General features: G+C 46.5%; 10 protein-coding genes. 2 read left to right on the plus strand and 8 right to left on the minus strand.

The features are described from left to right. Positions 1–34: 34 nt before the first annotated feature. The 3 genes from folE to folX are packed head-to-tail and all read right to left on the minus strand — an operon-like array spanning position 35 to position 1874. Entirely contained in the window at positions 35–757 is a 723-nt protein-coding gene (folE, locus tag E8M12_RS00780; RefSeq protein ID WP_136734162.1) for a GTP cyclohydrolase I FolE, read from the minus strand. Positions 758–787: 30 nt separating this feature from the next. Then, positions 788–1510, minus strand: coding sequence for a dihydromonapterin reductase (gene folM / locus E8M12_RS00785; protein WP_136734163.1), 723 nt, complete (start codon positions 1508–1510; stop codon positions 788–790). 1 nt (position 1511) lies between these two features. Continuing rightward, on the minus strand, positions 1512–1874 hold the full coding sequence (gene folX, locus E8M12_RS00790; RefSeq protein WP_136734176.1) for a dihydroneopterin triphosphate 2'-epimerase: 363 nt from the start codon (positions 1872–1874) through the stop codon (positions 1512–1514). A 239-nt stretch (positions 1875–2113) separates the two neighbouring features. Between folX and E8M12_RS00795 the strand changes: the two genes are divergently transcribed. Continuing rightward, the gene (locus tag E8M12_RS00795; RefSeq protein ID WP_136734164.1) at positions 2114–2761 is read left to right on the plus strand and encodes a GAF domain-containing protein; all 648 of its coding nucleotides are present in this window, start codon (positions 2114–2116) and stop codon (positions 2759–2761) included. Positions 2762–2946: 185 nt separating this feature from the next. On the opposite strand, the gene E8M12_RS00800 is transcribed toward E8M12_RS00795, so the two are convergent. From E8M12_RS00800 to pdsR, 5 genes are all read right to left on the minus strand, one after another. Continuing rightward, positions 2947–4587, minus strand: coding sequence for a glycogen synthase (locus tag E8M12_RS00800; RefSeq protein ID WP_136734165.1), 1641 nt, complete (start codon positions 4585–4587; stop codon positions 2947–2949). A gap of 33 nt (positions 4588–4620) precedes the next feature. Continuing rightward, positions 4621–5892: a glucose-1-phosphate adenylyltransferase gene (gene glgC / locus E8M12_RS00805; protein WP_136734166.1), complete on the minus strand. Its 1272-nt coding sequence runs from the start codon at positions 5890–5892 to the stop codon at positions 4621–4623. 198 nt (positions 5893–6090) lie between these two features. Next, on the minus strand, positions 6091–6387 hold the full coding sequence (locus E8M12_RS00810; RefSeq protein WP_136734167.1) for an isoamylase early set domain-containing protein: 297 nt from the start codon (positions 6385–6387) through the stop codon (positions 6091–6093). A gap of 286 nt (positions 6388–6673) precedes the next feature. Next, complete coding sequence (pdsS, locus tag E8M12_RS00815; RefSeq protein WP_136734168.1) at positions 6674–8860, minus strand: proteobacterial dedicated sortase system histidine kinase; 2187 nt, start codon at positions 8858–8860, stop codon at positions 6674–6676. Positions 8861–8871: 11 nt separating this feature from the next. Next, positions 8872–9567 (minus strand): proteobacterial dedicated sortase system response regulator, encoded by a 696-nt coding sequence (pdsR, locus tag E8M12_RS00820; RefSeq protein ID WP_136734169.1) that lies wholly within the window; start codon positions 9565–9567, stop codon positions 8872–8874. Positions 9568–9781: 214 nt separating this feature from the next. Here pdsR and pdsO point away from each other — a divergent pair, with 214 nt between their 5' ends. Beyond that, positions 9782–10513 (plus strand): sortase-associated OmpA-like protein PdsO, encoded by a 732-nt coding sequence (pdsO, locus tag E8M12_RS00825; RefSeq protein ID WP_169302994.1) that lies wholly within the window; start codon positions 9782–9784, stop codon positions 10511–10513. The last annotated feature ends 229 nt before the right edge of the window (positions 10514–10742 follow it).

Genomic DNA, 10742 nt, shown 5'->3' on the forward strand with positions numbered 1-10742 from the left:
CATTCAGATTCGACTCCACCGTTGACACTTGGCGTCAGCTTTGTAAAAACTCCGCTCGTGATGCCGGATTGGATTTAAAGCAACCGCCCAGTGACGTGGTCGTAGTACTGGAAGTACTGTCCATGACGCCACGTGATTTCACGCAATAATGGACGGCACTGATGGTTACGGCGACATGCTCGGTATCCAATAAGGTTTGCAGTGCCACCAGAATCTGTTGGGTTAATCGTTCCTGAACCTGCGGACGCTGCGAAAAGAACCGCACGATGCGGTTAATTTTTGACAAGCCTATGATGGTCTTATTGGGGATATAGGCGACCTTGGCGCAACCATCTATGGTGACAAAATGATGTTCACAAGTGCTGGTGACATTGATATCTTTCACCGCAATCATCTCGTCATTGCCCATTTTATTCTCTATTAAGGTGATTTTCGGGAAATTACCGTAATCGAGGCCTGAGAAAATCTCCTGCAGATACATCTTGGCAATGCGTTTCGGGGTTTCCTGCAAGCTGTCGTCACATCGATCCAGGCCCAGAATATCGAGCACCTCGACAAACGCTGACTCGAGTCGCACCAGTTTTTCATCTTCGGTAAGCTGAAATGCCTTGCTGCTTTTACTAGGCACCGACAAGGGAGTTTCAATGCCATTGTCTATCAGGGCTTTCTTCACCTGTAACGCTTCGGCGGTAAGCCCTGGTTGGTGTTCGTGTTTAGTGACCACTGACAAGGATTTTTGTAACGAACCTGATTTCATATTTGTCTCTCTTTTCCTGGCAGCGGGTCTCTAAACCACATTTCTGCCGCCATCTAAGTGTAGGGTACGGCCAGTCATATAGACACTTTGTAGCAGGTATTCGACCGCGGCAATACCTTCCTGCCAACCTGGTTCCACCTGCATGGCTGACTTTTTCAGGGTCTTCTGGCGATAGGCCGTGTCGTCGTAGTCATTAAATTTCAGCAATGCCGGGGCAATATTATTGACCTTAACCTCTGGTGCAAGCAGGCTGGCAAAGGACAAGGTAAGATTTGCCAAAGCGGCTTTACTGGCTGCGTAAGCCATGTGTTTTTTACTGCCTTTGTCTACGATGTAATCGGTCATGTGGATCAAATCGGCACTACCGTTTTCCTTAGCTGCACTGGCGCGAAGTAAGGGTGCCAGTTCATGGTTGATGCAAAATGGGGCTTGAGCATGAACCTGTAACATCCTCGACAGAGTTTGTGATGGGGAAAGCTCATTGTTATCCGGTAACCAGTCGGAGGCATTGTGAATCAGTGCCCGAATGGTCTGACATTGGCTGTGGATATGGGCAATAAACGCCTGAATTTGTTCATCGTCCTGAAAGTCGGCCTGGAAGCAGTTAACGCCAAGCTGCTCAAGTTCATCGATCTGTGGACGATGGGTGCGGTAACTAACATAAACCTGAAAGCCTCGTTGTTGGTAGGCTTGGGCAAGATGAAAACCAAAGCGCTTGCCGGCACCGGTGATCACCATATTGGCTGTGGTCATATTATTGCTCTCGCTGTCCCGTCAAGGTTAGTGATACCGAATCGGCAAACCGCAGCGCATGAGGCTTTTCAACCTGAACGGTAGCTCGACTGACAATAGGAGCCTCCATTACGATCGCAAGTAAATCGGCGGTGAGCTTTTCCAGCAAATTAAAGTGACCATCCTCGACATGGCTGATTATTTTTTTGGTGATGGTTTTGTAATTTAATGCCTCAGCTTCTTGATCGGACTGACAGGCGTTGCTGGCCGGGTAAAAAATCTGCGCGTTGATCACGATGTCCTGTTGTTTGGTCAGCTCTTCCGGGTTGAAACCTATGTAGGTTCGCAATCTCAGGTTAATAATGTCGATGCGTGCTTCAGCCATGACATAGTCTGGGTTAGGTCGGTTAATATTGTGCACAGTGCTCATAAAATTCCCTTCTTTTTAAAATTCAGTATAACAATCAGTCACTCGAAGCGACAAGGCACTAAATTTGTGGCAACAAACAACTTCTATGTACGTATCTTTATGGTTATGAAGTTCAATTTTTTTGTAGCACAAGCCAATTCCTTGTGTATAATGCATGGAGGTTTAGACGTCTAAACGTCTTTTTAGGAGATCCCATGCGCTTATTTGATATTTTATCCGTGTTGTATGAACCAATAAATAAATTGGATAATCACGAACATTTGTTAAGTTACGTTCAGCCGCAACTCAACCCTGATGGCAGTTGTCCCATCGTAAAGGAAGAGGGAGATCGTTACGATCTGCGTCAATATGCGGAGTCAGAAGAGCAACTTATTCACCTGCTGGATTTACTGGCTCGACTGAGTCGTCTGGTACGTTGGATTCATCTGCAGACCGATGTCGCCTGGTTTGGAATCTATCTTCGCCATGGTGACAAGCTGGTCAAATACGTGTACAACGGCGAAATGTCGAAAGCGGAATTTCCCATATCAGAGGAATACCTGGAAAAGTCTATCAATACCCGAGTTATCATGGAGAAGCAGCACCATTATATCCCTGATGTCGATGCACACGAGGGGCCTTATTACCGTTGTGATGCCAAGGTGAAATCGGAACTGTGTTGTCCGATTTTTGCCGCCAATGGTGAAGTCATTGGTATTTTTGACAGCGAAGACCATCGCAAACACTTTTTTGATGATAAAATTGATTTTATCGGCCAGAAAGTGAAACGGGCGATTGAGATCTTTTTAGAGGACCATCCTTATATCACCCAGTCGAGTAATTTCCAGGCTCAGATAGGCTAACAAAAAACGCCCGGTTGTTACCGGGCGTTTTTTGTTGCAGGTGACTAAAGGTGACGAAGGGGTGACAGGGGCGAACAGGGGTTCTTCCAGGGTGACAAAGGCTGACATCACAAGTTAAGGCTTTTCGTTGACACCTCTAGACACCCTGTGACACCAACAATGTTTGGCTCTTCGTTGACACCCTTCTAATCCTTGTACAAGACATGGCGATACTGTTCAATGCTGTCCTGCCACAAGAAGCGCTGTGCGGCAGATTGCTTCCGCATGGTTAACCAGGCAGCAGGTTGTTTTTGATATTTATTCAGAGCCCGTTGAAAACTCTTAACCAGGGCACCGGCCTGACTGGTAGGGTTATCGCCGGCAAAGACAAAGCCGGTCTGTTCATCAATGACAGTGTCGTGCAGCCCGCCGATATCATGTACCAGACAGGGCTGTCCTGAGCGCAGCGCTAACATCTGACTGATCCCACAGGGCTCGAACGAACTCGGCATTAAAAATAAATCACCACCTTCAAACAGGTACTTAGGGAGTTCATGGTGATAGCCGTTGATAAATAACAGGTTATCATGAGACTGCATCACCTTAGTGATTTCATCTTCAATGCCAGGATCACCGGAACCGAGAATTATCATGCGGCCATCGATATTGGCTAATTCCTGCATGAGCTGTTCAATCACTAATTGCCGATCCACAGATTGCAATAACAATGCTACTTTTTGCCCGGTTAAACGGCCAATACTAGTCACCAAAGGGCCGTTAAAGTGACGCTCTCGCCATTGTTCAAGGCGTTGCAGGGCTACCAGGTGAGCAGCATGGACAAAATGATGGCTGGCCTGCCACTGTTCAAGCACCATGGCTAACTTGTCGTACATTTGAAAATCAAAATGCTCTGCCGCAACCGGATTCTCGGGGGTGGCATTTAAAACTGGCTGATAGTCATAATCACAACCATTTAAGATGCCGAACAAGCGTCCTTGTTGTTGTGCCCGTTGTAAATCCAGGTGTAAGCCTTCACCGCCGATAAAACCCTGTTGAACATTGGATGGACGCACCACTTCCTGCGCATAGGTGGGTGACACTACGTGAATCGCATTACAGAGGTTGATTGCCGATCGGGTTGGATTAAAGCAGTTGTGATACCTGGGATCAGAGATTTTGGTTTCGTCGATTTTAATATCGGGAAACCAGGCCTTAAGGCTCGACTCATCACCATCCAGGGGACGAATGCCTTGCAGCGCCAGATTGTGAATCGAATAGACACTATGCAGTTGTTGCAGCGAAGCATATTTTTCAACGAATCGACTTAATACCGGAATCAATCCCGTATGCCAGTCATGCAGGTGGATGATATTGAATTGACGTAACCAGAAGCCATTGAGCAATTCACAAATTGCCACACAAAACAGGGCGAATTTATTGGCGTCGCTGGCGAAAGGGCGATGTTCGCCATCATCCACATAAATGCGACCTCTGCCATGTTGATAAAACAACGGATGTTCCAAAAACCAATGACTGACAGCTGCGTGTTCCGTACCGTCGTTTTGGGAATCAGGCTGCACCCGGTGTAATTCAACCAGTTCGGTCTGGCCGCGGAATTCAACATTGATTTGCCGGATTAGGCTCGATGCCTGGTTTTGGCCGTGAATACCATAACCCGGTGTGATCACATCAACGCGCAATCCTTGCATTGCACTAAATTTGGGGACGTCACGAATGACATCGCCAATGCCTCCGACTTTGCCGCCAATCAGGGCGTCATTCTCTGACGCAATATGAAGGATTCGCGGCGCTGTTTGCGCCGACTTAACAGTTTTCTGGCTACTCATGTGAAATAATTTGTGACTGACTTTGGTTGTGATTTACGAGTGTTTTTGCTGATATTCGGCAATCATATCACGAGTAATTAATACTACGCCCTTGTCGGTGACGCGAAAGCCATTGGCTTTATCCTGTTGATGATCTTTACCGATCACCAGGCCTTCCGGGAGTTGTACGTTACGATCGATAATGGCTTTATAAATCTGGCAATGTCGACCAATTCGGGCACCAGGCAAGACCACACTCTCTTCGATATAGCAGTATGAACTCACCCGAACCTTATTAAACAGCAATGAACGCTTTATGGTGGAACCTGAGACGATGACACCGCCGGCTACGGTTGAATTGATGGCAACCCCCCGCCGCTGGTCTTCGTCAAACACAAATTTTGCCGGTGCGGTTTGTTCCTGATAAGTCCAGATTGGCCAGTCTTCATCATACATGTTCAATTGTGGATCCAGTTCTACCAGTTCCATGTTCGCTTCCCAGAATGAGTCCAGAGTACCTACATCACGCCAATAGGGTTGTTTTTCGCTATTGGGATCGCGAAATGGATAGGCATATACCTGATGGGACTTGATAATGCTGGGGATGATATCGTGGCCAAAATCGCCACTGGAGTTATCTTTCGCATCATCGACTTTTAGTTGTTCAAATAAAAATTCGGTATTGAACACATAATTCCCCATTGACGCCAGGCAATAACCTGGTTTACCTGGGATTTCCGACGGCTTTTCTGGTTTTTCATCAAAGCGTAATACTTTATTGTTTTCATCTACCGTCATCACTCCGAATGCACCGGCAGCTTCGCTCACCGGAACTTCGATACAGCAAACCGTCATATCGGCACCTTTAGCGACATGTTTGCCGATGAGTGGCCCATAATCCATTCGGTAAACATGATCACCAGAGAGAATCATCACGTATTTGGGAAGCTCGTGACGAATAATATCGATATTTTGAAATACCGCATTGGCTGTCCCCCGATACCATTCATCGCCATAGCGCTGCGATGCTGGCAATATTTCAACCGACTCCCCCAACTCTTTCTTAAAGTGACTCCATGCCCGGTTGATATGGCGGATTAGCGAATGAGATTTGTATTGGGTAGCAATGCCAACACGGCGGATGCCGGAATTGATGCAGTTTGATAATGGGAAATCGATGATACGAAATTTGCCGCCAAAAAACACGGCAGGTTTGGCTCGCCACTGGGTTAATTCATAAAGCCTTGAACCTCGCCCGCCGGCGAGTACCAGAGCATAAGTATCACGAGTAAGGTTACTGATATGACGATTGGTTTTGTGTGGCATTTCGTTAGTCCTGTGCGCAGTTTCCATAATCAGCGCTCAGTCAAATACAACATCACTTTGAATGAGGCGAGCCCCTCTCACGGGGCGCTACGTGGCAAGGCCCCGCCAGTAAGTCGCTAACGCTACTTACTTAATTGAGGACCTGCAGGATCAATACCATTGATAAATGATATTGATCCTAATGCAGATTAGCATTGATTAGGGCTGGGTGACAACGATGCTGTTTTCACTACCAAAGTCATTTGGTAAATACAGGTCGGCGGCATAGTCATTTTCCCACTCGGATTCATTCAATAAATAACGGAAGTGGAACGACTTATCTTTGGGCAGGCGGATTTTAGTGCGAAAGGCGTTGGCTTTTTTATTGAACTTCATCGCCATTGGTTGCCAGTCATTGAACTCTCCCACTAACGCCACTGATGTGACATCAGGACGGGAAAACTCGAAAGTTACTTCAGTTTCATCTTTAGTTTTAAAAAAACGTTTAGTTAACATTACTAGCTCCTTGGACTGCTAATTGTTATTGGTCTCTCCTGAATCTACAGCAGGGCAACACTTCCACCGACTGACAGATATTTGTGCAATAGAACCGGAGTTTTGCACTAAGACAATGCAAACACACAGAAAAATGCGCAAATTTTTCAGGTTCCTGAAAATAATGCAAGAAACATTCCGGTCGACTAATGACTCTGGTCGATAAAATACGTTTTGCTACTCTAGCCAGACCATAACAAAACGGTGTGTCAGTTTGATGGCAAATTGGTGAATAATTACTGGTAAATTAATCGGGCTGGACTCGTCCTGCAATGTCAGTCTGAGCCGGCAAAGGTAACTCAACTACAAAGCAAACGCCGCTGCCGTCGTGTAGATTGAATGCGTTGATACTGCCCTGGTGATGATCAACAATCAACCGGCTGATATACAGGCCAATACCTAAATGGGAGGCGTCCGAGGTATCGGTGCGCATCGATACCATGGCTTCAAAAATATTCTGGCTCATTCCCTGTGGCAGCGTTGAGCCAAAGTTGGTGACCGCGATCCGTGCCAGTTTCTTTTCTCGCTGCATGGAAATAACAACTGGCTTATCATCTGCGCTGAAATCGACAGCATTAGATACCAGCTTGTCGAGAAGTTGCGCCAGGTGGTCGTCACTGCCAGAGATCATCACCGGTTGCTCGATGACCTCAATACGAAATTGTTGTTGCGGATATATTTGCTGGTAACCATAGCTGCAACCTTTAACTAATTTAGTCAGGTCGAAGGTTATCGCATCGCTGCTTTGTAACGCCTGCTCTAACTGGGTTGCCTCACTCATGGTTTGCAACATTGTCGTCAGTCGTTCGATGCCCTGATGGGCTCGTTGCAGGTAACGTTTTTGTTCATCATTGCCGGTGTGTTGATTCATATTTTCCAGTGAAGAACGCACTAATGCCACCGGTGTCTTCAGTTCATGGGAAAGCCGTGACGACATGGTTTGCAGATAACTGTTGTATTGGCTTAGCTGACCAATGATATTGGCAAAGCTACGGGACAAGTCACCGATTTCATCTCGAGCAGGAAGTTGTTTCAGTGGGTGTACGATACGACCCTGCTGGTCGATAACAGCCTCGGTGGCATTGCGCAGGCGCCGTATGCGCAGTGAAATACGCAGCGCATAAAACAATAATGCTGCGACTGACAGGTAAATCATCAAAGAGGTGATAACGACTCCTTCGATCGCACTATTACGAATATCGCGCACGCCATGTGTTGTTTCTTCGACAATGACGGCCCCCTTTATTTGATTGTCCACATAGATGGGGTGGGCTGCTGACAAAATCACCGCTTTATTGTCCCGCGTAGTCCACCATATGCTGGCCGGGCTGCCTTGCAATGCCTGCTGAATATGAGCTTGTTTATTTTGCCGATGACTGAAGTCTTCGCTGTTAAAGTCACTGCTTGGCCTGGACATCATAAAGTAGTAAAACGGAGCCATCACCCAACTTTTAACGGTTTCCAGCAGGTTTAACTCAGATCGCTGGTAGAGGCTGGTATCAAATACACCGCGAGCGGAATGGATATCTCCGTGGCGGGTCAGCGGTCGCAGATGTTGGTCGACAACAATGATACTTGATTGGCTGCGCCCCATAGCTTTAATAATACGTTCTATATCCGGAGAAGGCACCGTGAAGGTGCCAAATTGTCCGCTATCCCGGGTATCGGCGGATCCTATGGTAATTTTTGCTGATTGTGGTCCGTCGATGTCAGTAATCGCGAATGCGATTTGTTCTCCGAGCAGGGATTCGGGCATGCGTAGCTCGATAATGTAGCCCGCAGGCGTCTGCTGCCAATGACCCTGAATATTACTTTGAGGTTGTGGAAATTGCTGGTTTTCACCAATTCCAGGTAAACGATAGGCATTGACCCAGCCACTTTGATAGCTGGTGACAATATATCGTTGCAGTTGCTGATCTTTATCGACTGTGGCGATTTCCAGAAAGTCATTATTGGTAATGCTTAAGCGGTTACGGGGACGAAATACGACCTTGTCGTCGGTCACTTGAAAGTAAACGTATAAGTGACCGGCATAGCGACCTATCTGAGAGGTAAATGCGAGGCTAACGTCAGACTGGGCGAAGTCGCTGCCAAGCTGGTGGCGATAATCGTAACTATTGGTAGCGGATGAGGCAACCTGCCAGTCGTTTAGATCGCCATCGAGGCGAATAGGCTGATGGATTTTTGCCGGTAAAAAATCTTTACCCGACTCCAGTTTCTTCTTAAAGCTTGCCTGCTGGTTAAATAAATTAGGGCGTTCATGCAATGCCGTAGCTAATGCCCTGGCGGTGCCCATCAGGGTCTGTTCCTGACCTTTGCGCAGAAAGGTTTCCATATCAGCGATATAGTAGTAACCAATAAACGGGATGGCCAGCAACAGACTGGCCACTAACATCAGTTTACTCCAAAGGTTTAATCGTAATTTTTGCCACATATGGGAATCACTCAATTAATGTCGTGCCAGCGATATCCCATCCCGTATACGGTGTCGATACAATGAAACTGTGGATCTATGGCGATAAATTTTTTGCGAATGCGTTTAATATGGGCGGTTATCGTATTGTCATCGACAACGATTCTGGCGTCATCCATAAGCTGCTGTTTAGATTTCACATGACCGGGATTCCTGGCCAGTGCATGTACCATCCAGAATTCAGTAATGGTGGTTTTCACCGGTTGTTGTTGCCAATGCAAGCTCAATCGGTCGAGATTGACAATGAGGTCGCCGCGCGCAAACTCGTTATCAATTTGTTGAGGTTGTGTCAGTCGTGCCAGATAATTTAATGTGGCATGAATGCGGGCACTGAGGTTTTCAAAACTCATGGTTTTACTGACAAAGTCATTGGCACCGAGACGCAGGCCACTAATCTGATCGGCGTCACTGTCCCGTGCGGTTAGAAAGATAATCGGTAGCAGGCTCGATTTGCTGCGTAACCATTGGCACAATTCAAACCCGCCATCATAGTGCTGGTGCAAACCAATATCTAAAATGGCCAAATGTGGTAGTGCCTGTTCAAAGGCGGATTGCGCAGATTCTTTGCATGCGTAGGTCTGGACACTGAAGCCTTGCTGGCGTAAGGCTTCCGCATAATTTTCGCGGATACCTTCGTCGTCTTCTACTATCGCAATTCTTTTACTCATGGGCTTGTTGTTATTGCTTTTCGGTAATTTCACTATACCGTCACAATTGATTGAAAACATCGATTAGGGAGATAAATCACAATTCATCACAATTGATCAATCGCTCATCACTTTTTAACAGCTTTTTGGTCAGACTCCCAGTGTTTAATGAACCCATAGTCAACGTTAGAGCGTTGATTAACACACCAATTACAAATACTGAATGGGGGTTTCCATGACACTTACGCAATTTAAAACGCTTACCTTTGGACTTTTTTTTGAAGCAATGGTTGCACAACCGGTACAGGCAAGGGCTGCTGAACGCTCAACCATGGCTGATGAGTTAAGTAAAGAACAGGCAATAGGCATCAGTAGTGGTGCGGTTATTGGCGGCATCGTCGGCGGCCCTCCAGGAGCATTTCTGGCTGCCATATTAGGGGACATGATTGCCAGGAACATGTTAGTGAATGAACAACTCGATGAGGTTCAATCACAGCTGGTTAAGAGCCAGGAAAACCATCAGCAGCAGTTGTTAACCTTGCAGCAGCAAAGCCGTCAGCAATTGCTGGCGGCGAAGGAAAATCATCAACAGGTTTTAATCGAACAGGCAGAAAACATGCTGATGAGCCTGATGTTTAGCAATGGTTCAAGTGACGTGGCGCAGCAGTACCAGCCACAAATTAATGCCATGGCATCGTTATTAAAACAAAATCCCGATATTGCTATCACCCTTTCGGGTTATACCGACGCTTTGGGCAGTAAAGACAAAAACCTGTCGCTGGCCGAGAAAAGGGTGCTGGCGGTGAAAACTTTATTGTTAGAGCAGGGCGTCAGTGAATCCCAGATTCATGGTGAGGCCATCGGTGAGGTCGTATTACAGGAGGAAGAAAGTGTGGTCTCCAATTCCTTCGACCGGCGTGTGGTTATGCATTTAACAGCAACAAATACGGAGGTAGCAAAAAACTAACTAATTCATTTATACGCACAAAAACATTGGTTAACGTTATGTCAGGCGCCTTCGGGCGCCTTTTTTTCAAAAAAATATCTTTTTTGCATCCAATTCGGCCCTTACCTGCCTCTTATTACTAACACTTATACCAATTCCACTAAGTGTTTTACCACTCAGTGAGAATTTAAAGGCGTTTAGACAAGGCTTTGATTGCAGAGAATGGTCACTCCATTGTCAAAATCAGTAA

The sequence above is a fragment of the Thalassotalea mangrovi genome (assembly GCF_005116735.1).
GTDB lineage: Bacteria > Pseudomonadota > Gammaproteobacteria > Enterobacterales > Alteromonadaceae > Thalassotalea_A > Thalassotalea_A mangrovi.